This is a genomic window from Achromobacter spanius, assembly GCF_029637605.1.
In the GTDB taxonomy this organism is placed as follows: Bacteria; Pseudomonadota; Gammaproteobacteria; order Burkholderiales; family Burkholderiaceae_B; genus Achromobacter; species Achromobacter spanius_E.
Map to the genome: position 1 here is coordinate 2,328,486 of NZ_CP121261.1, position 26,030 is coordinate 2,354,515.

The window sequence follows — 26,030 nt, forward strand, 5'->3', positions numbered from 1 at the left end:
GGCTACTCGAATCGAACGCGGGGGTCAGCCAGCGTGTAGGAAATGTCGGCCAGGATCAGCCCCACGATGTAGAGCGCCGCGCCCAGGAACACCATGGCGCGCACCACGGAAAAATCTTGCGCGTTGATGGCGTCTATCGTGTAGCTGCCCAGCCCGGGAATACCGAAGAACGATTCGGCGATCAGGCTGCCCATGAACAGCAGCGGCAAGGCGGCAACCGTGCCGGTCAGGATGGGCAGCATGGCGTTGCGCAGCACATGTCGGAACAGCACCACGCGCTCGGCCAGGCCCTTGGCGCGCGCGGTGCGCACGTAGTCCTTGCCGATTTCTTCCAGGAACAGCGTGCGGTAGAAACGCGCTTCGGGGCCCAGCCGGGAAATGATGGCGATAAGCACCGGCAGCGCCAGGAACTTGACCACGTCCAGCCCGCCCGAAAACCCCGAGAACGGCACCAGCCGCATCAGCTTGGCGAACACCCACTGGCCCGCGATGATGTAGAACAGGCTGGATATCGACAGCAGCAGCACGCATACCACCACGCCCCAGAAGTCCAGCCGCGTGGCGCGAAAATACACCAGCGTCAGCGAAAACACGATGCTGACGAACAGCCCCAGCACAAAGGTGGGCACGGCCAGCGCCAGGCTGGGACCCATCCGCGTCTGGATTTCGCGGCCGATGTCGCGCCCGCTGTCCGACGCGCCAAAGTCCATGGCCAGGAGCGGCACCGAACGCTGATAGAAAATGGTGTCGGTCAGTTGCGCCGCGCCTTGTGCCTGCGCATTGAAGAACAGCGGCTTGTCATAGCCGCGCTCGACCTTCCATTTTTCCACCGCGTCCTGGCTGGCGCGTTGCCCGCCGATGGCCAGGCGCGCCATGTCGTCGGGCGTATTGACCGCGAAGAACAGGATGAACGTGAACAGGTTCACGCCGATCAGGATCAGCACGCCATACAGCAGCCGGCGGATCACGTAGCCGATCATGATTGATGCTCCTTCTTCACGGCCGGGTCGAAGGCGGTCTGGCGTTCACGGCGCTTGAGCGCGACGTAGGACGGCCAGATCGCCAACGCCAATAACAGCACGAACAGGCCGATCGGCCACCACCGAGGGACGTTCCATTCGTTGATCTTCTGCTGCCGCAGTTGCGGATCGATCTTCATGTACTGAAGCGTGTTGCGCACCATCTGCGTGGGCTTGGCGTTGCCGACCCACTGCTGGTAGGCGCCGCCCGACATCGGAAAATAGCCAAACATCCACGGCGCGTCGCGTTGCACCACGGCCACCATCTTGGCGATCAATTGTTCTTTCTCGGGGCCGTCGTCCAGGAACTTCATCTGCTCGAAAAGCTTGTTGAATTCGGGGCTGTCGTAGTTGGCCGCGTTCTCGCCGCCCCCGCGCGCCTTGGCGTTGGGGCCGTAAAGCAGGAACAGGAAGTTTTCAGCGTCGGGATAATCGGCGTTCCAGCCCCACAGGAAAATCTGCGCGGCGCCGCGCTTCATCTTGTCCTGGAAGCGGTTGTAGTCGGTGGAGCGCACGTCCAGCTGCACGCCAATCTTGGCCATCTGCCGACGCATCCAGTCAAAGCGTGGGTTCGAGCCGCCACCCTGCATCGCGTCGTAATACAGCACCAGCGGCGCGCCGGTCTCGGCGCTGCGCCCGTTCGGGTAGCCTGCTTCGGCCAGCAAGCGCTTGGCCACGTCCACCGATTTGCGCACCGGCTTGCCGTCCACCAGGTTGTAGACGACGGGGTTCACGCCTTCGGGCGGTTCACGGTAACCCAGCACGCCAGGCGGCACCGGGCCTTGCGCCACCGAGGCCTGATCGTTTTCGAACACAGTGACGAACTCTTCCCAGTCGAACACGATGCTGATGGCCTGGCGCAGCTTGCGGTTCTTTTCCGCCTGCTCGGGCGTGTCGCCCTTGCCCACCACCGGGTCCAGCCAGTTGAAGCCCATGTACCAGTTGGCGGTTTCCACCGTGGTGGGCAGGCGGATGCCGTGCTCGCGGTACTGCTTGGCCTTGTCCTGGCTGTCGCCGGCGGCCACCAGCATGGCCACGCCGTACTCGCCGCGTTCGATCTGCGGCACGTCGTAATAGCCCTGCATGAATTTGCCGATCAGCGGAATGGCTTCTTTTTCCAGGCTGAATACCGCGCGGTCGATGAAAGGCGTGGGCTTGCCGCAGTCGGCCAGCAGGCCCGCGGCCTTGTCGCCGGGTTCGCCCTCGCAGGGGTAGGCTTCGCCGTGGTAGTTGGGATTGCGCACGAGCACGTGGCGGCGGTTCTGCAACGATTCCGCCATCATGTAGGGGCCGGTGCCCACCGGCCAGGTGTTCAAGGACAGATCGTGCTCGGCCATGCCGGGCTGGTTATAGAAGCGGTCGGCCTCCCAGGGAATGGGCGCCGTGAACGTCATCGCCAGCCAGTATTTGAACTGCGGATACTTGCCTTTGACGCGGATGCGCAGCGTGTGCGGGTCCAGCGCCTGGACGCCGGTAAAGCCGTCGGCCTCGCGCAGGTCCAGCCATGTCGCGGCGCCCCCTGCGGGAAGATCGCGGCGCGCGGCCTGGTCGCGTTGGCGCAGCCGGTCACCATATTCCTGCATGCCCACCACGTGGTCGGCCATCACGGAATAGATGGGCGACACGACGCGCGGGCTGGCCAGGCGGCGAAAGGCGTAGACGTAGTCGTCCGCCGTCAGCTCGCGCGTGCCGGTGCGCGGAAAGTCGGGAATGTAGTACTTGTCCTTGAGTTCGCCGTCGGCAAGCGGGTAGTAGTCGTAGCTGCCGTCCGCCTTGCGGGCAAAGGCGGGGTGCGGCTGATAGCGCACGCCTGGCCGGATCTTGATGTCGTAAATGCTTTCCGCGATGGATTCACCCGGCGCGTCGGCCGGCAACGGCTGGCCTTGGGCATCCAGATACTGAGGCGGGTCGATGGACTGCGCGGCGCGCGGCACCAGTTCGTAGGGCCGCTTCAGGTAGTGATAGCCGTACAAGGGTTCGTAGATGTTGTACGTATAGGGCGTTTCGTCGCCGGAATAGGAGCTTGCCGGGTCCAGGTACTTGGGCGAACGCTGCACGAACGCGGAGTAGAACGTGTTCTGGCTTTCGGCGCCGGACGGATACGGACTGTTGATGGGCCCTTCTTTCGAGCAGCCCGCCAGCGCCAGCAACATCAGCATGGCTGTTGCCCCGAGCCGCTTCATAGCAAGCATGGAAACCTTCCCTTCAAATCGTAGCGACAGAGAATAGCAAACGCGGGACAGCGCCCATACCCAGGCATCCCCCTAGCGGGTGCGGGGAGTGCGCGGATTGTTCGGGGTCCCTGGGGTGCATGAGTGCGAACTCGCCCGCATCAACCGCATTGCCGCTGACGCCAGCAGTCATAGCGCCACTTCCAGGGCTGCATGGCGGCCGGCTGCGCCCAAAGGCCGCGCTTGGCGTCCTTGGCCTGGCGTTGCAGGCCGGGCATGGCCTTGTCACGCAAATAATCGCCCTTTCTGGCGGTGTAGGCCCAGGCATAGCCCGCTTCCACCTGCAAGCGGTTGGCCGAGCGTCCGTCGTCCAGGATCAGCGCGCACACGTCGCGGCCGTACTGGTCTTGTTCGTAACACTGGGCGGTCAGGGTCTTGCCCGCCACCAGGCCGGCCAGATGCTTGCGCGAGGCGTCGGCATAGGGCTGGCCGGGTTGGTCGGCGCCATGGCCCTCTTCGGGCGCATCAATGCTGTCCATGCGGATGCGCCGTTGGCCGCCGCTGGCGCGCAGCGTGACGGTGTCGCCGTCGGCCACGTTGACGATCGCGCCGGTCAGCGTGTAGCTGCCCGCGGGAATCCCGCCCGACAGCGCGGGGCCGGGCCGCGACGACGGCGCGGGCGCGCCTTGCGATGGGGGTGGGAGTGAGGCCGGCGGGGAATCGCCGCGCCCCGAGGGCTGCAGCCAATTGACGATGGCGCCCGCGGCCGCAAGGATCAGGGCAACGATCAGGGCGGTCAGCTTGCCGCCGCCGCGAAATGGGGGTTTGCCACGCACCGACCGGGCTCCAGATGAGAAACGCGGCAAGTGTGCCACAGGCGGGGCGCGATTTTGCAAAAACCGCGCGAAAACCGCCCTGCCGGCTATACGCTATCGCTGCCCGCTATCGCCGCCCGCCATGGCCGCCTGCTGTGACCGACTCTTTGATGCCAGCCCCCCCCATCGCTTGCCGCCTACAGCCAGCCCGATTTCCGGAAGCGCCAGTACAGGACCGAACAGATCGACACAATGACGCCCAGCGTGACGGGATAGCCCCACGGTGATTTCAGTTCCGGCATGAATTCGAAGTTCATGCCGTAAATACCCGCGATAGCGGTCGGCACCGCCAGAATGGCGGCCCAGGACGCCAGCTTGCGCGTGGTGTCGTTCTGCGCGGCCTGGCCGATCATCAGGCTGGCTTCGAACGCGAAGGCTAATGATTCCCGCAAGGCGTTGAAGAGTTCATCCACCCGCAATACGCGGTCGGCGACCTCGCCGAAGTACGGCCTGGCATGTTCATCCACGGCGGACATCTCGACTCGGGCCAGGCGGCGGCAGATCTCGGCCATGGGCGACACCACGGTGTGAATGCGCAACAGGTCGCGGCGCTGGCGGTACAGCTTGCGGATGTCGGAATCCTTGGCGCCACGGATCAGCAGCTTTTGCTCGGCGCCTTCCACCACGCTTTCGATCTTGCCGGCCGCCGCCACGTAGCGATCAACCAGCCAGTCCAGCACCTCGGAAGCCACGTAGTCGCTGCCGCGCTTGAGCAAGTCGGGCGAGGCTTCCAGCCGTTCGCGCAACGGGCTGTGCGCCGCCGTGGCGCCGCGCCGCACGGTGACCAGGAAGCCGTCGCCGATCAAGAGCTGGGTTTCGCCGAAGACCGGGCGTTCGGCCTCGACCTCGACGGTGATGGTCACGATCAGGACCATGTTGCCGTAGTCGATGATCTTCGGCCGCCGATGCGGCTCCAGCATCTCTTCCTGGTTTTTGTCGCAGGCGCCGAGTTCTCCGGCGACGCGGGCCAGCAGTTCGGGCGTAGGGTTGCGCAGGCCGATCCACAGCATGCCGGGCAGTTGAGCCGGCGTTTTGCTGTCGCTTTTGTTGTCGCTTTGACTGCTGAATTGGGCGATGTACTGGCCCACCTCGTCGATGGGCACTTCGCGGTCGCGGCGACCGTTCACATAGGCAATCGACGCAACCACCTCGCCCTTGTGGACCTCGGCAAAATTCTCTTCAGCGGACATGGACACCCTCTGGCAATGCGATCCGTGCCGAACAACTCATGGCATCGGGCGATGATAGCCCAGGCTATGAGAAGAGACTGCGCACCCGCTTGGTGACGTCGATAGCGGGCGCCTGCGGTTCTTTGGCAGCGCCGCCGCCGGGCAGGTCGGCCAGCGCGGGCGGCTTGGGCAGGTGATCAAACAGCGGCAGCATGGCATTGGTGATGTAGCGCGTGCGCGACCCGTAGACGTGGCGGTCGCCCATGCCCGTCTGCTGATGCACGTAGAAGCGCTGCGGCACGATCAATTGCAGGCGTTCCTTGGCGCGCGTCATGGCCACATACAGCAGGCGGCGTTCTTCCTCGATCTCTTCGGCGGTGCCGGTGCTCATGTCGGAAGGGATGCAGCCATCAACCACGTTCAGCACATAGACCGCCTTCCATTCCTGGCCCTTGGCCGAGTGGATGGTGGACAGGATCATGTAGTCCTCGTCGCGCGAGGGCGCGCCGGATTCGTCGCTGGTGGCGTCGGGCGGGTCCAGCGTGAGCTCGGTCAGGAAGCGTTCACGCGATGGGTAGCCCGCCGCCAGCCGCACCAACTGGTCCAGGTCGGTCTTGCGCACGCGGGCGTCGTCATACAGGCGTTCAAGCTGGCCGGCGTACCAACGCAAGGCCAGGTCCACGTCGGCGGGCCAGCGCAGGGCGGGGTCGCACAGCGCCGCATAGGTGTCGGCAAACGCGCCCCATTCCTGCTGCGCCGCCGCGCCCGGCTTGAATTCACGCAACGCGCGCAGCGGTTCGGCGCTGGCGGACATGGCGTCCATCAGCTTGCCGGCGGTGGCGGGGCCTATGCCGGGCATCAACTGCGCCACGCGAAACCCCGCCATGCGGCCGCGCGGATTTTCCGCCCAGCGCAATAGCGACAACAAGTCTTTCACGTGCGCGGCTTCCAGAAAGCGCAGGCCGCCGAACTTCACGAAGGGAATGTTGCGCCGGGTCAGTTCAAGTTCCAGCGCGGCGCTGTGGCTGGCGGTGCGGAACAACGCGGCTTGCGACTTCAGCGTGGCGCCGCCTTCGCGCTGCGCCAGCACCTGGTCGGCCACCCAGCGCGCTTGCCCGGCTTCGTCGCTGACCGTCACCAGTTCCGGCAATTGCGAGGACGCGCGATCGGTCCAGAGGTCTTTGGCGAAGCGCTCTGTTGCCAGCCCGATCACCGCGTTGGAAGCGTTCAGGATGGGCTGGGTCGAGCGGTAGTTGCGGTCCAGCGTGATGACGCGGGCGGGCTTGGGAAACTGCGTTGGAAAATCCAGGATATTGCGCACGGTGGCCGCGCGAAACGAATAAATGGATTGCGCGTCGTCGCCCACCACCGTGAGGCCGCGGCCGTCGGGTTTCATGGCCAGCAGAATGGCGGATTGCAGGCGGTTGGTGTCCTGGTATTCGTCCACCAGCACATGGTCGAAGCGCGCGCCGACATCCGCCGCGATGCCGAGGTCCGACATCATCTCGGCCCAGTACAGCAGCAGATCGTCGTAGTCCAGCACCTGCTGGTCCTGCTTGGCCGCCACGTAGCCGCGAAACAGCGTCTTCAGTTCGTCTTCCCATTGCGCGCACCAGGGGAACGAGGTCTTCAGCACATCGGCCACCGGGCTCTGGCTGTTGACCACGCGCGAATAGATGGCCAGGCAGGTGCCCTTCAAGGGAAAGCGCGACTTGGTCGACGACAGGCCCTGTTCGTGGCGGACCATGCCCATCAGGTCTTCGGCGTCGCCACGGTCGTGGATGGTGAAGGCTTCCGACAGCCCGATGCGCAGCGCGCAATCACGCAGCAGCCGCGCGCCGATGGCGTGGAAGGTGCCCGCCCACGGCAGCGACGGCGCCTGCTGCGAGCCGCGCAGGTTCATCACCCGCTGCAGCACGCTGCCCACGCGGCGATCCATTTCCTGGGCCGCGCGGCGCGAAAACGTCAGCAGCAGCATGCGCTGCGGGTCGGCGCCGTTAAGAATCAGGTGGGCAACGCGGTGCGCCAGCGTGTTGGTCTTGCCCGAGCCCGCCCCGGCGATCACCAGCAAGGGGCCATCGTCGCCCGCAGCCAGGCTCCCGCCCCCGCCCGCGCTCACGCCGAATTCGGCGGCTTCACGCTGGGCGGGGTTCAGGTCGGCTAGGGGGTCGGGGCGGGAATTCAAAGGGGGATTGTGGTCGGACATGACGGCAAAGTAGGCCAAATGACTGGCTATTTATCCAGCTATCATAGCAGCGTAGCCGCTGCGCCCCCCGCCTCATCCGTCGACCTTTCGCCATGCGTATCCTGACCGGCACCGCCTCCTGGACCGACCCCACCCTACTCGCCTGCGGGCGCTTTTACCCGCCCGACGTGCGTGGCGCCGAGGCGCGGCTGCGCTTCTACGCCACGCGCTTTGCCATGGCCGAAATCGATTCCAGCTACTACGCCCTGCCCTCGGCCAACAACGCTTATCTTTGGGCGCAGCGCACACCCGACGATTTCATATTCAACATCAAGGCGTTCCGGCTGTTCACCGGCCACCAGACGCCGCTTGCCGCCTTGCCCCGGGATATTGCGCGCGAACTGGAAGACTGGCCGGAACCCATGATCTACCACCACCACATGCCCGAGGACTTGCGCGACGAACTCTGGCGCTGCTATCAACTGGCGCTGGAGCCGCTGCGCATGCCCGGCAAGCTGGGCGCGGTGCATTTTCAGTTTCCGCCGTGGATCCGTCGTGACGCCCGAGGCCGCGCGCATGTGGCCGATTGTGCGCAGCGCATGCAAGAGCACCTGATATCCGTGGAATTCCGCCATCGCAGTTGGTTCGACAGCCCGGCGGCCATCGCGGACACGCTGGCGTTTGAACGCGATCTGGGCGTGGTGCATACCGTGGTCGATGCGCCGCAGGGCTTTGACAACACGGTGCCCGCCGTGTGGGAAAGCACGCATCCCGACCTGACTTTGCTGCGCCTGCATGGCCGCAATGCGGCAGCATGGAACGCGTCTGGCCCCGCTTCGTCCAGCCGTTTTCAATACGAATACACGGAACAGGAACTGGCGGAACTGGCCGAACGCTTCACGCGCCTGGCCGCGCAAAGCGCCCAGGCGCATGCGGTATTCAATACCAACTTTGAAGATCAGGGCATGCGCAACGCCGCGGCCTTTGCCACCGCGCTGTTGCCTTTTTAATCGCCTGCCTGATTAGCTTTCTGATCGGCCCGTCTGACCCAACGCCGTCAGGCAACGACCGGTTTGCGGGCCACTTCGGCCAGGCTTTCCAGCAGCACTTCAAACTTGCGCGCAATGTCGTGTTCGGGCACACAGGCGTAGCCCAGCAGCAAGCCCGGCCGCCGACCCTCGGCGTTGACGTAATAGCGCGACAGCGCGCGCGTCAGCACGCCCTTGCCGCGCGCCACGTCCACCACGCGCAGGTCGTCCATGTCCGGTGGCAAGGTCAGCACCAGATGCAGCCCCGCCATGCTGGCGTCGCGATGCAGCCAGTCGGGCCCCAGGCGGCGTTCGATCAGGTTGACCAGCATGGCGCGGCGCTTGCCATACAGCATGCGCATGCGGCGAATATGCGCGGCGTAATGCCCTTCGGAGATGAACGTGGCCAGCGCCGCGTGCGTCATCAGATGGCCTTCGCGGTAGAGCTCGGCGTGCGCCGCCTGGAACGCGGCGGTCAAGGGCTTGGGCAAGACCAGGTAGCCCACACGCAGGCCCGGATACAGCGTTTTGCTGAACGTGCCCATGTAGATGACCGGCGCGTCGGGTTCCAGCCCCAGCAACGATGCAATGGGCCGGCCCGAGAACCGGAATTCGCTGTCGTAATCGTCTTCGATGATCCAGCTGCCGCTTTGCCGCGCCACCGCCAGCAACTGGCGGCGGCGCGTCAGGGACATCACCGGCCCCAGCGGATACTGGTGCGACGGCGTGACGAAAATGAAGCGTGGCGGCGTGCCGCCTGGTTCGGGCAGGCGCATGCCCTCTTCGTCCACCGGCAGGTGCACCGTGTGCAGGCCGTTGGCCTGCAGGATGGTGCGGGCGCCCCAGTAGCCGGGGTCTTCGACCCAGGCCGTTTCGCCCGCTTCGCCCAGGATACGGGTGGTCAGGTCGATGGCTTGGTGCGAGCCTTCAGTGATGATGATCTGGTCCGGGTCGCAGTCGATGGATCGCGTCAAGGCCAGATGCTGGGCCAACGCTTCACGCAGCGCCGGCAGGCCGCCGCCGTAGGCGTAGGTCAGCAGGTCGGGCGAAGGATTGCGCCACAGGCTGCTGAATATGCGGCCAAACTTCTTGTGCGGGAATTCCGTCAGGTCGGGCACGCCGGGCATGAAGGCGCCCCATTGGTAGGGCGAGGCCGACACGCCGTCCACAATGGCCGCGCCGCGCGCCGACAGCGCGGCACCCGCTTGGGCCTGGGCAGGGTGACGCAGCCGGCGGCCGCTGGCCAGGTAGGAATCAGGCACCGAGGCGTTGACGAAGGTGCCGTTGCCCTGCCGGCTGCGGGTATAGCCTTCGGCCAGCAGTTGGCTATAGACGTGAACCACCGTGTTGCGGGCGATGCCGAGCTCGGTAGCGAGGTCGCGCGAGGCGGGCAAACGCGAGTCCGCCGCGATGGCGCCATCCAGGATGGCTTCGCGTATGCCGCGATACAGCCGCTTGTTCATCGGCTCGCTGGATGCCTCGGCCAGACGCAGCAGCAGCAAGTCACCTACAATGGACCGCAATTGGTTCTACCTGTTTTATCAAAGTGGTTCCCACAAGTGGGGCCATCGTAGCATTAAATAAGGTTTTTCCCGCCCACCCTGTTCATCGAGGCTGAGATGAAGAATCAAGACCTGAATACCCGCCGTTCCCTGGCCACACCGCGCGGCGTTGGCGTCATGTGCGACTTCTATGCGGTGCGCGCCGAGAACGCCACCCTGTGGGACGCCAACGGCAAGGAATACATCGATTTCGCCGGCGGCATCGCCGTGTTGAACACGGGCCACCTGCACCCCAAGGTCAAGGCCGCCGTCGCCGCGCAGTTGGACAACTTCACGCACACGGCCTACCAGATCGTTCCGTACGAAAGCTACATCTCGCTGGCCGAACGCATCAACCGCCTGGCTCCCATCGACGGCCTGAAGAAGACCGCCTTCTTCACCACCGGCGTCGAAGCCGTTGAAAACGCCATCAAGATCGCGCGCTCGGCCACCGGCCGCTCGGGCGTCATCGCGTTTTCGGGCTCGTTCCACGGCCGCACCATGCTGGGCATGGCGCTGACCGGCAAGGTCGCCCCGTACAAGCTGTCGTTCGGCCCGATGCCCGGCGACATCTATCACGTGCCGTTCCCCAATGGCACGCAAGCCATCAGCGTGGCCGATTCGCTCAAGGCGCTGGACCTGCTGTTCAAGTGCGACATCGACCCCAAGCGCGTCGCCGCCATCATCATTGAACCGGTGCAAGGCGAAGGCGGTTTCAACATTACCCCGCCCGAACTGATGAGCGCGCTGCGCAAGATCTGCGACGAGCACGGCATCCTGCTGATCGCCGACGAAGTGCAAACGGGCTTTGGCCGTACCGGCAAGCTGTACGCCATGGAACACCATTCGGTGCAGGCCGACCTGATCACCATGGCCAAGAGCCTGGGTGGCGGCTTCCCGATCTCGGGCGTGGTCGGCCGTGCCGACGTCATGGACGGCCCGGCCGCTGGCGGCCTGGGCGGCACCTACGCCGGCAACCCGCTGGCGGTTGCCGCGGCCCACGCCGTGCTGGACGTGATTGCCGAAGAAAAGCTGTGCGATCGCGCCAACGTGCTGGGCGAAAAGCTGCGCGGCCACCTGGAAGGCCTGCGCGCCAAGGTGCCGGGCATTGCCGACGTGCGCGGCCTGGGTTCGATGGTGGCGCTGGAGCTGAACGACGCCAGCGGCAAGCCGGACGCCGAAGCCGTCAAGCGCGTGCAAGCGCGCGCGCTGGAACAAGGGCTTATCCTGTTGAGCTGCGGCGTGTATGGCAACGTGCTGCGTTTCCTGTACCCGCTGACCATCCCCGACGCGCAATTCGACCGCGCGCTGGAGATTCTGTCCGACGCACTGGCAGCGTAACGTTCACGGCCTGAACCCTTTATTTCAGGGGGCCACAGGCACGGTAATTGCGGGCGTCGCGGATTTATCCGCCGCGCCCGCTAGTGTTTGCTGGCCCCGCTGAATCCCAATCAAGGAGACTTCAATAATGACCGCATTGACTCATCCCCTGTCGCGCCCGGATCTGCTGCGCGACGCCTGCTATATCGACGGCAAGTGGGTTGGCGCCGGCAACGGCGCGTCGATCCCGGTAGACAACCCCTCCACCGGCAAGACCATCGTGTCGGTGCCAAAGCTGGGTCGCAAGGAAACCGAAGACGCCATCGCCAGCGCGCAAGCCGCGCTGCCCGCCTGGAGCGCCAAGACCGGCAAGGAACGCGCCGCGATCCTGCTGAAGTGGTCGCAACTGATGATGCAGAACCAGCAAGACCTGGCCGCCATCATGACGTCCGAACAGGGCAAGCCCGTGACCGAAGCCGCGGGCGAAATCGCCTACGCGGCCTCGTTCCTGGAATGGTTTGCCGAAGAAGCCAAGCGCATCGACGGCGACGTGCTGCAAAGCCCGAAGGCCGGCCAGCGCCTGCTGGCGTTGAAGCAGCCCATCGGCGTTACCGCCGCCATCACGCCGTGGAACTTCCCGGCCGCCATGATCACCCGCAAGGTCGGCCCGGCACTCGCCGCCGGCTGCACCATGGTGGTCAAGCCCGCCCAGCAGACCCCGCTGACCGCGCTGGCGCTGGCCGTGCTGGCTGAAGAAGCCGGCGTGCCCGCGGGCGTGTTCCACGTCATCACCGGCAGCTCGCGCGATATCGGCGCCGCCCTGTGCGAAAGCGATGTGGTGCGCAAGCTGAGCTTCACCGGTTCCACCGAAGTGGGCCGCACGCTGATGGAGCAATGCGCCCCCACCATCAAAAAGCTGTCGCTGGAACTGGGCGGCAACGCGCCGTTCATCGTGTTCGACGACGCCGACCTGGACCGCGCCGTTGACGGCATCCTGGCCTCCAAGTACCGCAACGCCGGCCAGACCTGCGTGTGCGCCAACCGCATCTACGTGCAGGCCGGCGTGTACGAGGAAATCGCCAAGCGCCTGGTCGCCAAGGTCGAAGCCATGAAGGTCGGCGACGGCTTTGCCGACGGCGTGACGCAAGGTCCGCTGATCGACAAGAACGCCATCGAAAAGGTGCAGGAACACATCGCCGACGCCACCTCGCATGGCGCCAAGGTTATTGCCGGCGGCAAGCCGCATGCACTGGGCGGCACGTTCTTTGAACCGACCGTGGTGCGCGACGTGACGCAGTCGATGCGCTTTGCCACCGAAGAAACCTTCGGCCCGGTGGCCCCGCTGTTCCGCTTCGACACCGAAGAAGAAGTCATCGGCATGGCCAACGACACCATCTTCGGCCTGGCCGCCTACTTCTTCACCCGCGACTACGCCCGCATCTGGCGCGTGTCGGAAGCGCTGGAGTACGGCATTGTCGGTATCAACACCGGCCTGATCTCCAACGAAGTCGGCCCGTTCGGCGGCGTCAAGCAGTCGGGCCTGGGCCGTGAAGGCTCGAAGTACGGTATCGAGGAATACCTCGAAATCAAGTATCTGTGCGTGGACCTGGGCGCCTGAGCCCGAAGCGGTGCGCGGCGCTCGCCGCGCACCGGGGATAAGCGGTGTTCAACAGCGGTGTTCAACGCCGCTTATCCCCAACAACTGTGGACAACCTGGCCGATAAGTCCTGCATAGCCCGGAAAAGTCCTTTCAATCCAGTCACTTGCGAATCGCGATCAAATGCCGCCCAGGCGTGATAGATTTGCGCGTTCCCTGGATGGATCCGTATGAGCAAAACCTTCTCCCTTGAGGACACCCGCAAGCTGGCCGCCGTGCTGGCCGAAACGGCCCTGACAGAGGTCATGCCGCGCTTTCGCAACCTGCCCGAAGGCTCGGTGCGCGGCAAGAGCTCGCCGCGTGACCTGGTCACCGATGCGGACGAAGCGGCTGAACGCATGATCGCCGCGCGCCTGTCCAAGCTGCATCCGGGCGCCGTGCTCATCGGCGAAGAAGCCTCCGCGCGCAACCCCGCGCTGCTGAACATGCTGGTCGACGCCGATCTGGCCTTTCTGATCGACCCCATCGACGGCACCCGCAACTACGTGGCGGGCCTGCCCTTGTTCGGCATGATGATCGCGGCCTGTCACCGCGGCGACGTGATCGCCGGCGTGATCTACGACCCCGTCAGCCGCGACAGCGCGCTGGCCGTGCGCGGCGAAGGCGCCTGGATGGAATACGAGAACGGCCGGCGCGTGCCGCTGACCGTGGCCGCCCCCGCCCCGCTGGAAGACATGGACGGCTTCATCTCCACAGGCGCCGTGCCCGAGCCGCTGCGCACCACCGTCAACAGCCACCTGTCGCGCCTGGCCAGCACCGCGTCGCTGCGCTGCGCCGCGCACGAATACCGCATGCTGGCGGCGGGCCATTGCCACATTGCGCTGTACAACCAACTGACCGCCTGGGACCACGCCGCCGGCTGGCTGCTGCACCGCGAAGCCGGCGGCTACGCGGCGCGCTTCGATGGCTCGCCCTACAAGCCCACGCATCGCACAGGCGGGTTGTTGTATGCGCCGGATGCCGGCAGTTGGCATGCCGCGCGCAAAGCGTTGTTGGGCGAGGGGCTGGAAGGGGCAGAGGGCTGAAAAACCCGGGTATTCCCTAGGGATTTATCCACAGTTCCTGTGGACAACCCTATGGAAAGGTCTGTAACAGCGCGAAAAATCCCTGACAGGGCAAGCACTTGCTTAGACCGGTCAAAAACCGGCCGGTTACACCTTGGCTTACAGCGCGTCCAGCGCCAGCGCGCAAGGCTGTTCCACCTTCAGGGTCAACAGGCTGTCGGCCCGGGTGCGGCCCAGGTTGATGGCGGCGATGGGCATGCCGTTGCGCGACGCTGCCGTCACGAAGCGGTAGCCCGAATACACCATCAGCGACGAACCCACCACCAGCACCGCGTCGGCGCTCATCAGCCCGGCGTTGGCGCGGTCGACGCGGTCACGCGGGACGGTTTCACCGAAGAAGACCACATCGGGTTTGACGATGCCGCCACAGCGTGGGCACGGCGGCACGGTGAATTGCGAAAAGTCCTGGCCGTCCAGGTCGGCGTCGCCGTCCGGCGCATCGGTGGCGTCCAGCAAGGCCCAGGCGGGGTTGGCTTGTTGCAGGCGATCTTGCCAGTCGTGGCGGCCACCGCGCCAGTCGCATTGCATGCAGCGCACTTCGTCCAGCCGGCCGTGCAAGTCCACCACCTCGCGGCTGCCGGCGGCGGCATGCAGGCCGTCTACGTTCTGCGTCACCAGCACGCTGAGGCGCCCACGCGATTCCAGGCGGGCCAGCGCCCGGTGTGAATCGTTGGGCTTGACCTGGCCAAAGCGGCGCCAGCCCACCATGCTGCGCGCCCAGTAGCGGGCGCGCGCCAGTTCCGTGCCCATGAAGGTTTGCAGGGTCATGGGCGGGGAACGTTTCCATTCGCCTTCCGTGTCGCGATAGTCCGGGATGCCGGAATCGGTGCTGACGCCCGCCCCCGTCAACACGAACAGCCGCGGGTGGCGGTCAACAAAGCCGCGCAACGCGGCCAGATCCGAGACTTGCGTGTCCATCCTGGCTCCTATCCCTGGCTGCCCTTGGGCATCCTCACTGGCGATGCTGGCCGGTTGCCCTGGCCGCTTGCCATCAACCGCCCAAGCCGCAGTCGGGCATGTCGCTGACCAGGCTGGCCTGCGTGACGTTGCTGCCCGGGGGCACGCTGCGCGTCAGCCAGACGTTGCCGCCGATGGTCGACCCCTTGCCGATCGTGACGCGGCCCAGGATCGTGGCGCCCGCGTAGATCACCACGTCGTCTTCGATCAATGGATGGCGCGGCAAGCCTTTTTTAAGCTCGCCGTTTTCGCCGGGCGGAAAGCGTTTGGCGCCCAGCGTCACCATCTGGTAGAGCCGCACGCGGTCACCGATGATGGCCGTTTCGCCGATGACGACACCGGTGCCGTGGTCGATGAAAAAGCTGCGGCCGATGGTGGCGCCCGGATGGATGTCGATGCCGGTGTCGGCATGCGCGATCTCGGCCACGATACGGGCCAACATCGGCACGTTCAGCCGATACAGCACATTGGCCAGGCGGTGATGGATCATTGCCGCCACGCCGGGATAGCACAGCAACACTTCGTCCACGCTGTGCGCGGCCGGGTCGCCCTGGTAGGCCGCGGTCACGTCCAGGTCCAGGGCGGCGCGCACGCGCGGCAGCTCGGCGCCAAACTGGCGCACGATCTCGATGGCGCGGCGCTGGGTCTCGGCCGGGTCGACGTGTTCGTTGCGGCCCACATATTGCAGCTCAAGGCAGACCTGATGCAGCAGCGCGTCCAGCGCGGCGCCGATGGTGTGGCCCACATAGAAATCTTCGACTTCTTCGCGCAGATCGATGGGGCCAAGCCGCATCGGGAACAAGGCGCCACAGAGGTCCTTGATGATCTGGCGCAGGCTTTCCTGCGACGGGAATTCACGCAGGCCCGCGTCTTCGCGCAGGCGGCCACGCGGGCCGCGCCAGGCGACGCGCGCTTCGCGCAAGCCGGACACGATGCTGTCCAGGTTCCAGTGGGCGGGCGGAAGATGGGTGGGCCCGTTCATTGGGACTGCCCCTGGCGGTTGCGGGGGAGCCCGGGCTGGGAATGGGTTTCAAACATGGAAGTGCCTCGCTGACGGTGCTACGCAATAGTCCCGTCAACTGTAACCGCTAGCGCCCCGTTTCCGGAAAACCTCCGATATGGCATCGGGGTTATGCGGCGGCCTGGGTGGGGGTTTCCGGGGCGTAGCCCAGCGGATTGCCTTGCTGCCAGCGCCAGCCGTCGGCGCACATGGCGGCCACGTCGTAGGTGCTGCGCCAGCCCAGCAGCGACTCGGCAAGCGAAGGGTCGGCCCAGGTGCGCGCCACGTCTCCAGGCCGTCGAGCCAGGGTGCGCAGCGGAATCCGGCAACCGCTGGCCTGTTCAAACGCACGCACCAGCTCCAGCACGCTGGTGCCTCGCCCCGTACCCAGATTGACCGCGATGAACCCGGGGTGGTCCGCGCAATACGCCAGCGCCCGCACATGGCCTTGCGCCAGGTCCATGACGTGCAGATAGTCGCGCACGCCCGTGCCATCGGCGGTGTCGTAATCGTCGCCAAACACCCGCAGGAACGGCTGGCGGCCCACCGCCACCTGGGTGATGAAGGGGAACAGGTTGTTGGGCAGGTCGCGCGGGCTTTCGCCGATCTGTCCGCTGGGGTGCGCGCCGATGGGGTTGAAGTAGCGCAGCGTGACGGCGCTGAAGGCGGGGTCAGCCGTGCAGACGTCGCGCAGCATCTCTTCCACCATCAGCTTGGTGCGGCCGTAGGGGTTGGCCGGCGCCAGCGGATGCGCCTCGGTAAACGGCAGGGTTTGCGGCTCGCCATACACGGTGGCCGACGAGCTGAACACCAGCCGAGTGACGCCCGCCTGGCGCATGGCCTGCAGCAGCACCATCGAACCCGCGACGTTGTTGTCGTAGTACTTGAGCGGGTCCGCCACCGATTCCCCCACCGCCTTGCAGCCGGCTAGATGCAGCACGGCCCGCACCGGCTGACCGCGTGCCGCCGCGTCCGACAGCACGCTTTCGATCAGGCCCGGCGTGCGGATATCCCCTTCAATCAGGGGTATTGGCACGCCGCACAGGCGTTCGACGCGGCGCACGGCCTCGCGGCTGCCGTTGCTGAAGTTGTCCAGCACCAGCGGCTGCTGGCCGGCCGCCAGCATCGCAATCAAGGTATGCGTGCCGATGTAGCCTGCCCCGCCCGTGACCAGGACGCGCAGATTTGAATCTGGCATGTCCGGGGCTTGTACGCCAGGCGCTTGGATGGGCGCATCTGGCAGGTCTGCGTCTGGCATCCTCGCCCCCGTCACAGATGCGCCGCCACGCCTGGCACCCACGCATGCCGGGGACGCGGCGCCTGCGCGTGGCCACGGTAGCGATCGATCCAGTACGACGTCGACGCATCATGGCCCCAATCGACCACGCCGGCCGACACGGGCACCGCCAGTTCGCGCTCGATGCCCGAGGCCAGCCGCTTGCCCAGTTCCACACCCCATTGATCGAAGGGGTTGATGCCCCACACCACGCTCTGCACAAAGACCTTGTGCTCATACAGGGCAAGCAGCGCGCCCAGGCCGCGCGGGTCCAGTTGGCGCAGCACGACCAGAGTGGACGGCCGCCCGCCCGGATGCACCATGTGCTGCGCCAGGCTCAGGGCGCGTTCCTGGTCGTCGATATGCGCCACGTCCTGCAAGGCTTCTTCCAGGCTCTTGCCGCGCAGCAGCGCCTGACGCTGCGCCAGGCAGTTGGCCAGCAGCAGGCGGTGCGCGTCCGGGCTGTCCGCATGGCCTTGCAGGCTGGCGATGAAATCAACCGGTGCGCCGTTCTCGCTTTGATGCAGCCACTGGAAAAACGTGTGCTGGCCGTCGGTGCCCGGCATGCCCCAGATGATGGGCGCGGTGGGCACGCCGACCGCCGTGCCGTCGCCCGCCACCCGTTTGCCCAGCGACTCCATTTCCAACTGCTGCAGGTAGGTCACCAAATGCAGCAGACGCGCGCTATAGGCGGCGATGTTCAAGGAGTTGTGGCCCAGCACGCTGCAATTGACCAGGCCGGCCAAGGCCAGCTGGATCGGTGCGTTCGCGGCGAACGGCGCCTGCTGGAAATGCTGGTCCATGGCTTCGGCGCCGGCCCGCATGCCGATCAGCACCTCGGCGCCCACGGTCAGCGCGATGGACAGGCCGGCCACCGACCAGACGGAATAGCGTCCGCCCACCCAGTCGCACATCTTGAACGTGTGGCTGGCCGGCACGCCCAGGGCGCGCGCCGCCGACACGTTGGCGGTGACCGCCGCCAGGTGCTCGGACACATCGGCCACCCCGCCCTGCTTGAGCCAGGCCATGGCCGCGCGCGCGTTGTGCAGGGTTTCAGAGGTGGTGAAGGACTTGGACGAAATCACCACCAGGCAGCGGCGCGGGTCCAGGCCGGCCACGGCATCATGGAAGGCGTGGCCGTCGATGTTGGACACGAAACGGATCTGGCGGCGCTGCGACGGGCCGCCAAACGCCTGGACCGCCAGGCGCGGGCCCCAGTCGCTGCCGCCGATGCCGATGTGCAGCACGGTTGAAAAATCCGCCGTCTGGTCCAGCTTGCGCACGAAGTCGGTCATGCGCGAATACTCGCAGACCGAATCCGCGTCCAGGCCGTCGGGCTGCTCGCGGGTGCGCCCCGCCCGCAACGCGGTATGCCAGGCGGGCCGGCCTTCCGTCCAGTTGACGGGCTCGCCCGCGAACAGCGCGTGGCGGGCGTCCGCCAACCCACGTGCCTGCAGCAGATTCAATGCCGCCGCTTCCAGCGCGGGTGACTGGCGTTGCATGGTCAGGTCCACGCACAAGCCTGCGGCCTCGATCACTTTCAGCGTATTGGCGTCAAGTTCGGCGGCCTCGGCGGCCTGCGCGAACGCCTGCCACTCAGGGCTCTGCGCCAGGCCGGAATTCGCCCTTAACGCCTCAATCGCATAGTTGGCCTTTCCCATCGCGTGATGCTCCTTAGAACGGTAAACGAACATGAGGTGCAATGCGCCGGAACGCGTTGCGGAAATCCTCCTCGATACGGGCCAATGCGGCCACGGTGTCTCCTTCAAAACGCATCACCACCGTTGGCGTGGTGTTTGATGGACGCGCCAGGCCGAAGCCATCGACGTAGTCCACCCGCACACCGTCCAGATCGTTGATGGACACCGCGCTGGGGAATTCCCCTTGTTGGCGCAGCATTTCCACCAGTTCGAACTGTTCGCCTTCGGCGGTGTCCAGCTTGATTTCGGGGGTAGCGCAAGACTGCGGCAGGCTTTCCAGCAGGCCCGACGGGTCCGGCGCCGCCGACAGGATCTCCAGCAGCCGGGCAGCGGCGTAGATGCCATCGTCAAAGCCGTACCAGCGCTCTTTGAAAAACATGTGGCCGCTCATCTCTCCAGCAAGTAGCGCTCCCGACTCGCGCATCTTGGCCTTGATCAGGGAATGCCCGGTCTTGCACATGGTGGGTTTGCCCCCGGCCTCGAAGATGGCGCGGGCCACGTGGCGGCTGCATTTCACGTCGTAGAGCACTTCGGCGCCGGGGTTGCGCGCCAGCACGTCGCGGGCGAACAAAATCAGTTGCCGATCGGGCCAGATGATCTGTCCCGATTTCGACACCACGCCCAGGCGGTCGCCGTCGCCATCGAACGCGAGGCCGACCTCGCAATCGGAATAGCGCAGGCAATAGATCAGGTCCTGCAGGTTCTGGGGGTCGGCCGGATCGGGGTGGTGGCCGGGGAAAGACCCGTCCACCTCGCAGAACAGCTCGGTCACATCGCAGCCCAGCGCGCGGAACAAGGCCGGCGCCACCGCGCCCGCCACGCCGTTGCCGCAGTCGATGGCGATCTTCATCGGACGCGCCATGCGGATGTCGCCCACCAGGCGCGCGGCATAGCAGGGTTGGATCTGCATCTGCGTGCGCCCGCCCGACACGCTGGCCGACTCGATCGGCAAACGCATGGCATCGCGCAACGCGGTAATGCCGTCGCCGTACAGCGACGCGCCGTCCAGCACGATCTTGAAGCCGTTGTGCGACGGCGGGTTGTGGCTGCCCGTGACCGCGATACCCGCCCCCGTGTCCATCAGACGCGTGGCGAAATACACCATCGGCGTGGTCGCCATGCCGATGTCGATGACATGCATGCCCGCCGAACGCAGCCCGGCCTGCAACGCCGCCGCCAGCTCCACGCTGCTCAGGCGGCCATCGCGACCCACCACCATCGAACGCGCCCCCTGCGCGTGCGCCTGGGTGCCCGCCGCCATGCCCAGGCTGTGGGCAAAGCGTGCGTCAATCTCGTCCGGTACCGTTCCTCTTATGTCGTAAGCCTTGAAAACCGCATCCAGAATTTGCGGGGTATCCCAGCCAAAAGTTCCGTGCATGCCAGTTTCTCCGGGTGGCGTTACTTGGGACCGTTCTGTTTGAAATCGCCGTAATACGCCGCACGGGAGTATCGATAATTCCCATACTTGGACCGGAAGCCGAAACGTTCCGGCATGAGCTTGAGGCCGTTGAACAGCACGCCATCCACGGGCGCGCCGGCCTGGATCAGCCGCTTGGCCGTTTCGCGGATTTCGCCAACCGTGTTCATGCCCGAGCGCACCACCACCATGACGGCGGCGGCATGCGTGCCCACCACCGCCGCGTCGGGCGAGGACAGCACGGGCGCGGTGTCCAGGATCACCATGTCGTACTGCGACGACAGTTCGCGCAGGGTCGCGCCAAACACGGGCGAGGCCAGCAGTTCCGACGGGTCGAAGGTGACCGCGCCGGTGGCAATGAAGTCCACGCCTTCGGACACGCTGTGCTTTCTGACGCGCGTCAGCGGAATCGTGCCCGACAGCACTTCGAACAGGCCATCTTCCTTGGGCACGCCGAAATAGCGGTTCAACTGGCCCTTGCGGAAATCGGCGTCGATCAGCAGCACGCGCTTGCCCACGCCGCCCTGGATGAAGGCGAAGTTGGCCGACAGGAACGACTTGCCCACGCCCGCCACCGGGCCGGTGAACATCACCATGTTGTTGGCCGACTGGCGCAGCGACGCTTGCAGCACGTTGCGGAACGATCGCAGGCTTTCGATGGGTGGTGAACTGCCCTGGCTTTGCGCCAGCAACGCGGGCACCGTGGCGTTCTTGCGCCGACTGCGGCGCCACAGCTTGTCTTGAATGTCGCTGTACGGAATGGCCGCCAGCACCGGCAGGCCGGTGTAGCGTTCGACGTCGTCCGGCTCCGACAGCCCGCCGAACAATGCGTTGCGCACAAACGCGCACAGCATGCCGAAGATCAAGCCGATGACGGTAGCCACGCCGATGATGATTGCTGCCTTCGGACGCACGGGGCGGTCGGGCTGCACCGCGGCATCCAGGATGCGCACGTTGCCCACCTTGCCCGCACGGATCAGGCGCAGTTGTTGCGCGTTGTTCAAGAGGCCCGTGTACAGCTCGGTATTGACCCGCACATCGCGCACCAGGCGCACCACGTCCTGCTCCAGGTCCGGCAGCTGCTTGATGTTGTTGCCGATACGATTGACGTCGCTGGACAGCGAAGCAATCTGGCGGTCGATGGACACGATGCTGGGATGGTTGGGCGCAAAGCGCGTAATCAGTTCCTGGCGCTTGGCGCGCAGGTCCATCACCCGGGTTTGCGCTTCAACCGACTGTCCCAGGATCAGCTTGGCCTCTTCGCTCAGGTCGATGGTGCCGCGCTTGTTGCGCAAGGCGTTGTACTTGGTTTCGGCCGCGTCCAGCTCGCCCTTGAGCAGCGGCAGCTGCTGTTCCAGGAAGCTCAGTGACTTCTCAGCCTGCGCCGCCTTGCGGTTCACGTTCTGCTGCACGTATTCCTGGCCGATCTGGTTCAGCACGGCGGTGGTCAGCGCCGGGTCGTTGCCTTCCAGCGTGACACCGATCACGCCCGACGCGCGGCCGCGCTCGAAGATGCCCATGTGCGACTGCACGTTTTCAATCGCCGCCAGGCGCGAGCTGCGCGAGATGGTGAACTGCGTGCCGGGACGGCCGGTCAGCGCGTCGATATGCACGTCCATCACGCCGCCACCTGGCAGGCGGAACTGTTCGGGCTTGCCCACCGCGCCGCTGAACGTGGCGCCGGTGAACTTGTCGGTCAGCGTGTAGCGCCCTTCGCCTTGCGTGGTCACGATGAACGGCTTGCCCAGCCATTCGTTGGGCACGTCCAGATGCGAGATCGCGATCGTCTCGCCGCCCCAGGCGTAGCCGCCGCGCGGCAGGCTCGACGGATACGGCAAGGCTTCGTAGCGCTGGGCCAGCCATTCGCCGATCACCGGGAAGTAGCGCGGCTTGGCGTGGATGTACAGCAGGAATTTATCGACCGCGGGGCCTACCACCATGCGCGAACGCAGCACTTCCATTTCGCCCGAGGTCTCTGCCTTGGTGTCGAACATGGAAGACACATCGCCCAACAGGCTGCGCGCCTGCCCGTTGGGCGCTTCCTCTTCAACCTGCACGATGATGTCGGCCGAATACACCGATGGGGTGACCATGACATAGGCCAGCGCGCCCAGAAAGGCGAGCAGCGTGATCGCGATGATCATCCACCGGTTGCTGATGATGGCATCCACGTGCGAGGACAATGGGGTTTCCTGCTGGCGAGCCGGGACGTTCGGCTCGAATGATTCGATGGGCAACGACATGCAGCTCTCCAGACGTGGGCGCCGCCGCGGATGCGGCGCCCCCAAAAGGCGTTGTTTAGGGCCCGTTGGCCCTGAAAGGCGGTTTAATCGATCGACTTCACGGTCTGCACCGTTTGCGCGCTCGGGAACAGGTTGCTGATGAAGCGGTTCCACCGCACCAGCGAGGCCGTATCCACGAACACGACGTCTTTGGGGTCCAACTCAAACTTCGCTCCCACTGCCAGAGCCTGCGGCGATTTGGCGTTCAGGTGGAACACCTCGGGCGTCGCCTGCTCGGTACTGCGCACCACAAACACTTGCGAGGCATCGGCCGTCAACTGATTGGGGCCTCCCGCCATGCCCAGCGCCTCGGTCAACGACATGCGTCCATCGCGCATCACGACCGTGGTGGGCACAAACACTTCACCCATCACAAAGACCTTGCTGTCGTCGCGCGGCGTCACACGCACGATGTCGCCCGACCTCAGCATCACCTGGTTCAAGTCCTGGCCGCGTTCAACCAGCGCGGGCAGGTTCACACGAGTGCGGCGGCCATCGCGAATGACATAGACGGCGCTGCGGTCGGCGGTGGGCAACATGCCACCCGCGCGGTTGACCGCTTCGAGCAGAGTCATCGGAATGTCGTTGATGGCAACCGTGCCCGGGAACTTGACTTCGCCTTCCACGTAGACGCGCTTGCTTCGATAGCCCAGCACGCGTACCGTGATCTGCGGATCCTGGATGTACTTGCCGGAGCTATTCACTATGAGATTGCGCGCCTGAAGTTCCGTCAACCCCGCCACTTTCAGCAATCCCGTATAGGGAAATTGGATATATCCAGTGGATGAGACGGTATACCCCGGTATGCCCGAGGCGGTATCCCCCATGACTAGTTCGGTCACCCCAGTCCCGATGGCATAGGTTTGCGTCGGAAGGACGAGTTCAGGGTGATCCCACACCACGATCGAAAGAATGTCGCCCGGCCCGATGCGGTAGGGCTCGGGGGTTCCCACCAGCTTTTCGACGCCATCGTTGTTGATCAAGGCCTGGCGGTTGCGCAGGTCGTCGACGACCAGCGACGGCGTGATTTCCTTGATCGTCGCCACCGAATTCGGATCCAGGGGATCAACGAGGTGGTCGGCTTTAAAGGTCATACCGGGGGACAAGGCGCAAGCGCCCAGCGAGGACACGAGCGCGATAGCGGCGATGGCTCGGCTCAACGTTCCGATAAATGTCGTCATGGCAAATCCACAGTGAATGACTTCGTTGCTTGGAATGGAGCCCGATGCGTAACGGGTTGCGACATTCCACTCTCTTTTCGAAGTCCCGCACATTCGACGGATGCCCTAAGCCTTCTCCTACATCGTTTGGAGGTTTCGAGTAAGCCTCGCACTCAATAAGATTTCGTCGGTAGCCACATGTTTTGCGGCAGTGCATCGTTTTTTCTTTCGCCGCAAGAAGACGCCCCACGAACAGGAGTGCGCGATGGACCCGTCCCAATCGGACACATCGGCAAGATTCAGCGGAGCAAGCTATCTGTACCGCCTGCTCGACGCCGCGATCGTCATCACCTGCGGCCTGACTGCCACCGGCTTGAAATTCTCGGACGATGCAATGGCGGAGCCTCCGCAGATTCATCTGTTCCTGATCTATCTGTGCGGCCTGGGGGTGATTGCCCTGTTCCCGGCCTTTCGCCTGTACGTGTCATGGCGCGGCCGGCTATTGACTGACCTGATCGTGCGCAGCCTGGCCGCGTGGGCGACCGTCTTCGCGCTGGGCATCCTTATCAGTTTTCTCATGCATCAGACCGCCGCGATATCGCGCATGTGGGCGGGTACCTGGTTCGGCATGGCCGCCCTGACGCTGGCGGGCGTACGCATCGCGGTCTACGCCGCGCTGGGCGCCGCGCGCGATCGCGGCCTGAACAAGAAACACGTGCTGCTGGTGGGCTTCGGCGCGCTGGGCCATGACCTGTGGCGCCGCGTCGAGCGCTATCGCGGCGCGGGCTATGAAGTAGCCGGTATCTACGCCGAGCCGCACGAAAGCCTGCCGCCGCAAGTCCGCCGCCTGCACGAGCTGGACAACCTGCACACCTTCGTGCGCGAACACAATGTGCGCGAGATCTGGATCGTCCTTCCGATGGAGGCGGGCCAGGAACTACGCGAAGTGCTGTATCACCTGCGCAACGACCTGGTGGATATCCGCTGGATTCCGGATGTGATGTCGATTCAGTTGCTGGGCCATCGCATTGGCGAATTCCTGGGCCTGCCCGCCATCCAGCTCAACAGCCTGCCGGCCGCCGGCGTGCGCGGCTGGGCCAAGGAAGTGTTTGACCGCAGCTTCGCGTTCTTCGCCCTGATCGGCCTGGCGCCCTTGATGCTGTCCATTGCGCTGGCCATCAAGCTGACTTCGCGCGGGCCGGTGTTCTTCACGCAGCCCCGGCTGGGCGTGGACGGCAAGGTGTTCCACGTCTACAAGTTTCGCACCATGACCGTGCACCAGGAACGGGGCACGGTGACGCAGGCCACGCGCAACGATTCCCGCATTACCCGCATCGGCGGCTTCCTGCGCCGCACCAGCCTGGACGAGCTACCGCAGTTCCTGAACGTGCTGATGGGCGACATGTCGGTGGTGGGGCCGCGTCCCCACGCGCTAGAGCACAACGAAATGTACAAGGACCTGGTGCAGCGCTACATGATGCGCCACCGCGTCAAACCGGGCATTACCGGCTGGGCTCAGGTCAACGGCTTTCGCGGGCAGACGGACACGCTGCGCAAGATGAGCGACCGCGTCGAGCACGATATCTACTACATCCAGCATTGGACGTTTCGGATGGACCTCTTGATCATCGCCCGCACGGCCGTGTCGGGATGGACGGGCCGCAATGTCTACTAGCCCCTTGGGATGGCCCGCCACGCGCACGCGGCCGGCGTCGGGGGCCACCACCGTGCCCAGCGCCACACCGGAAGGCGTATTGCCGCCCGCGGACTTCCGCCACGCCGTGCAGATGCTGCCGCTGGTCTCCATCGACCTGTTGCTGCGCGACGCCGGCGGCCGCTACCTGACCGGGCTGCGCACCAACCCGCCCGCGCGCGGCGCCTGGTTCGTGCCGGGCGGACGCATCCGCAAGAACGAGCCCCTGCGCGCCGCGCTGGACCGCATTGCCCGTGAGGAACTGGGCCTGGCCATCGCGCCCGATGCCTGGACACCACGCGGCGTGTACGAACACTTCTACGGCACCAATTTCGCGGGTGAAGCGGGACGCTCCACCCATTACGTCGTCCTCGCCTACGAGGCCGAGCTTTCGTTGGACACCGCAAGCCTTCCGCGCGGCCAGCACCACGGCTACCGCTGGCTGCAAGCGGAAGAGATCGCCGCCGATCCCGGCGTGCATCCGTACACCCAGGCCTACTTCAAGGAGTGAGCGCC

At 65.3% G+C, this 26,030-nt stretch carries 19 protein-coding genes; 6 read left to right on the forward strand and 13 right to left on the reverse strand.

The genetic code is table 11. The annotated features are described in order from the left end of the window. Window positions 1-2: 2 nt before the first annotated feature. From P8T11_RS10220 to P8T11_RS10240, 5 genes are all read right to left on the reverse strand, one after another. Window positions 3-980 carry an ABC transporter permease gene (locus P8T11_RS10220; protein WP_268082043.1) on the reverse strand — a complete coding sequence of 326 codons (978 nt, stop codon included), beginning with the start codon at window positions 978-980 and terminating at the stop codon, window positions 3-5. Beyond that, window positions 977-3,211, reverse strand: a complete 2,235-nt coding sequence (locus P8T11_RS10225) for an ABC transporter substrate-binding protein (RefSeq protein WP_268082042.1) — start codon at window positions 3,209-3,211, stop codon at window positions 977-979. Before P8T11_RS10225 ends, P8T11_RS10220 begins: the two co-directional genes overlap by 4 nt. Before the next feature lie 140 nt (window positions 3,212-3,351). Further along, on the reverse strand, window positions 3,352-4,026 hold the full coding sequence (locus tag P8T11_RS10230) for a thermonuclease family protein (RefSeq protein WP_268082041.1): 675 nt from the start codon (window positions 4,024-4,026) through the stop codon (window positions 3,352-3,354). Window positions 4,027-4,202: 176 nt separating this feature from the next. Further along, complete coding sequence (locus P8T11_RS10235) at window positions 4,203-5,255, reverse strand: magnesium and cobalt transport protein CorA (RefSeq protein WP_268082040.1); 1,053 nt, start codon at window positions 5,253-5,255, stop codon at window positions 4,203-4,205. 64 nt (window positions 5,256-5,319) lie between these two features. Next, window positions 5,320-7,440 (reverse strand): ATP-dependent helicase, encoded by a 2,121-nt coding sequence (locus P8T11_RS10240; RefSeq protein WP_268082039.1) that lies wholly within the window; start codon window positions 7,438-7,440, stop codon window positions 5,320-5,322. A 92-nt stretch (window positions 7,441-7,532) separates the two neighbouring features. Here P8T11_RS10240 and P8T11_RS10245 point away from each other — a divergent pair, with 92 nt between their 5' ends. Beyond that, window positions 7,533-8,429, forward strand: coding sequence for a DUF72 domain-containing protein (locus P8T11_RS10245; RefSeq protein ID WP_268082038.1), 897 nt, complete (start codon window positions 7,533-7,535; stop codon window positions 8,427-8,429). Window positions 8,430-8,476: 47 nt separating this feature from the next. On the opposite strand, the gene P8T11_RS10250 is transcribed toward P8T11_RS10245, so the two are convergent. Continuing rightward, the gene (locus P8T11_RS10250) at window positions 8,477-9,970 is read right to left on the reverse strand and encodes a PLP-dependent aminotransferase family protein (protein ID WP_418910311.1); all 1,494 of its coding nucleotides are present in this window, start codon (window positions 9,968-9,970) and stop codon (window positions 8,477-8,479) included. A 96-nt stretch (window positions 9,971-10,066) separates the two neighbouring features. On the opposite strand from P8T11_RS10250, the gene P8T11_RS10255 reads away from it, so the two are divergent. The 3 genes from P8T11_RS10255 (at window position 10,067) to P8T11_RS10265 (ending at window position 13,990) form a co-directional block, all read left to right on the forward strand. Then, complete coding sequence (locus P8T11_RS10255; protein ID WP_268082037.1) at window positions 10,067-11,329, forward strand: 4-aminobutyrate--2-oxoglutarate transaminase; 1,263 nt, start codon at window positions 10,067-10,069, stop codon at window positions 11,327-11,329. Window positions 11,330-11,456: 127 nt separating this feature from the next. Then, window positions 11,457-12,926 carry an NAD-dependent succinate-semialdehyde dehydrogenase gene (locus P8T11_RS10260; RefSeq protein WP_268082036.1) on the forward strand — a complete coding sequence of 490 codons (1,470 nt, stop codon included), beginning with the start codon at window positions 11,457-11,459 and terminating at the stop codon, window positions 12,924-12,926. A gap of 209 nt (window positions 12,927-13,135) precedes the next feature. Continuing rightward, on the forward strand, window positions 13,136-13,990 hold the full coding sequence (locus tag P8T11_RS10265) for an inositol monophosphatase family protein (protein WP_268082035.1): 855 nt from the start codon (window positions 13,136-13,138) through the stop codon (window positions 13,988-13,990). 138 nt (window positions 13,991-14,128) lie between these two features. Here the strand turns inward: P8T11_RS10265 and P8T11_RS10270 are convergent, their stop codons facing one another. The 7 genes from P8T11_RS10270 to P8T11_RS10300 form a co-directional block, all read right to left on the reverse strand. Then, window positions 14,129-14,947 carry an NAD-dependent protein deacetylase gene (locus tag P8T11_RS10270; RefSeq protein WP_268082034.1) on the reverse strand — a complete coding sequence of 273 codons (819 nt, stop codon included), beginning with the start codon at window positions 14,945-14,947 and terminating at the stop codon, window positions 14,129-14,131. Window positions 14,948-15,020: 73 nt separating this feature from the next. Continuing rightward, window positions 15,021-15,968, reverse strand: a complete 948-nt coding sequence (gene epsC / locus P8T11_RS10275) for a serine O-acetyltransferase EpsC (protein ID WP_259245995.1) — start codon at window positions 15,966-15,968, stop codon at window positions 15,021-15,023. Between the two features lie 148 nt (window positions 15,969-16,116). Next, window positions 16,117-17,184 carry a UDP-glucose 4-epimerase GalE gene (galE, locus tag P8T11_RS10280; protein ID WP_268082033.1) on the reverse strand — a complete coding sequence of 356 codons (1,068 nt, stop codon included), beginning with the start codon at window positions 17,182-17,184 and terminating at the stop codon, window positions 16,117-16,119. 71 nt (window positions 17,185-17,255) lie between these two features. Beyond that, window positions 17,256-18,923, reverse strand: a complete 1,668-nt coding sequence (gene pgi / locus P8T11_RS10285; RefSeq protein WP_268082032.1) for a glucose-6-phosphate isomerase — start codon at window positions 18,921-18,923, stop codon at window positions 17,256-17,258. Between the two features lie 13 nt (window positions 18,924-18,936). Beyond that, complete coding sequence (locus P8T11_RS10290; RefSeq protein ID WP_268082031.1) at window positions 18,937-20,340, reverse strand: phosphomannomutase/phosphoglucomutase; 1,404 nt, start codon at window positions 20,338-20,340, stop codon at window positions 18,937-18,939. Between the two features lie 20 nt (window positions 20,341-20,360). Beyond that, window positions 20,361-22,622: a GNVR domain-containing protein gene (locus P8T11_RS10295; protein ID WP_268082030.1), complete on the reverse strand. Its 2,262-nt coding sequence runs from the start codon at window positions 22,620-22,622 to the stop codon at window positions 20,361-20,363. An 83-nt stretch (window positions 22,623-22,705) separates the two neighbouring features. Continuing rightward, the gene (locus P8T11_RS10300; RefSeq protein ID WP_268082029.1) at window positions 22,706-23,842 is read right to left on the reverse strand and encodes a polysaccharide biosynthesis/export family protein; all 1,137 of its coding nucleotides are present in this window, start codon (window positions 23,840-23,842) and stop codon (window positions 22,706-22,708) included. A gap of 244 nt (window positions 23,843-24,086) precedes the next feature. On the opposite strand from P8T11_RS10300, the gene P8T11_RS10305 reads away from it, so the two are divergent. Continuing rightward, the gene (locus P8T11_RS10305; protein ID WP_268082028.1) at window positions 24,087-25,496 is read left to right on the forward strand and encodes an undecaprenyl-phosphate glucose phosphotransferase; all 1,410 of its coding nucleotides are present in this window, start codon (window positions 24,087-24,089) and stop codon (window positions 25,494-25,496) included. Between the two features lie 112 nt (window positions 25,497-25,608). Further along, complete coding sequence (locus P8T11_RS10310; protein WP_259249216.1) at window positions 25,609-26,025, forward strand: GDP-mannose mannosyl hydrolase; 417 nt, start codon at window positions 25,609-25,611, stop codon at window positions 26,023-26,025. Window positions 26,026-26,030: the final 5 nt, after the last annotated feature.

Coding starts and splice junctions, on each gene's coding strand:
- P8T11_RS10255 (WP_268082037.1), top strand. CDS start 10,067: ATGAAGAATCAAGACCTGAATACCCGCCGTTCCCTGGCCACACCGCGC.
- P8T11_RS10295 (WP_268082030.1), bottom strand. CDS start 22,622: ATGTCGTTGCCCATCGAATCATTCGAGCCGAACGTCCCGGCTCGCCAG.
- P8T11_RS10260 (WP_268082036.1), top strand. CDS start 11,457: ATGACCGCATTGACTCATCCCCTGTCGCGCCCGGATCTGCTGCGCGAC.
- P8T11_RS10270 (WP_268082034.1), bottom strand. CDS start 14,947: ATGGACACGCAAGTCTCGGATCTGGCCGCGTTGCGCGGCTTTGTTGAC.
- P8T11_RS10225 (WP_268082042.1), bottom strand. CDS start 3,211: ATGCTTGCTATGAAGCGGCTCGGGGCAACAGCCATGCTGATGTTGCTG.
- P8T11_RS10290 (WP_268082031.1), bottom strand. CDS start 20,340: ATGCACGGAACTTTTGGCTGGGATACCCCGCAAATTCTGGATGCGGTT.
- P8T11_RS10245 (WP_268082038.1), top strand. CDS start 7,533: ATGCGTATCCTGACCGGCACCGCCTCCTGGACCGACCCCACCCTACTC.
- P8T11_RS10265 (WP_268082035.1), top strand. CDS start 13,136: ATGAGCAAAACCTTCTCCCTTGAGGACACCCGCAAGCTGGCCGCCGTG.
- P8T11_RS10235 (WP_268082040.1), bottom strand. CDS start 5,255: ATGTCCGCTGAAGAGAATTTTGCCGAGGTCCACAAGGGCGAGGTGGTT.
- P8T11_RS10305 (WP_268082028.1), top strand. CDS start 24,087: ATGGACCCGTCCCAATCGGACACATCGGCAAGATTCAGCGGAGCAAGC.
- galE (WP_268082033.1), bottom strand. CDS start 17,184: ATGCCAGATTCAAATCTGCGCGTCCTGGTCACGGGCGGGGCAGGCTAC.
- P8T11_RS10240 (WP_268082039.1), bottom strand. CDS start 7,440: ATGTCCGACCACAATCCCCCTTTGAATTCCCGCCCCGACCCCCTAGCC.
- P8T11_RS10220 (WP_268082043.1), bottom strand. CDS start 980: ATGATCGGCTACGTGATCCGCCGGCTGCTGTATGGCGTGCTGATCCTG.
- pgi (WP_268082032.1), bottom strand. CDS start 18,923: ATGGGAAAGGCCAACTATGCGATTGAGGCGTTAAGGGCGAATTCCGGC.
- P8T11_RS10310 (WP_259249216.1), top strand. CDS start 25,609: ATGCTGCCGCTGGTCTCCATCGACCTGTTGCTGCGCGACGCCGGCGGC.
- epsC (WP_259245995.1), bottom strand. CDS start 15,968: ATGAACGGGCCCACCCATCTTCCGCCCGCCCACTGGAACCTGGACAGC.
- P8T11_RS10300 (WP_268082029.1), bottom strand. CDS start 23,842: ATGACGACATTTATCGGAACGTTGAGCCGAGCCATCGCCGCTATCGCG.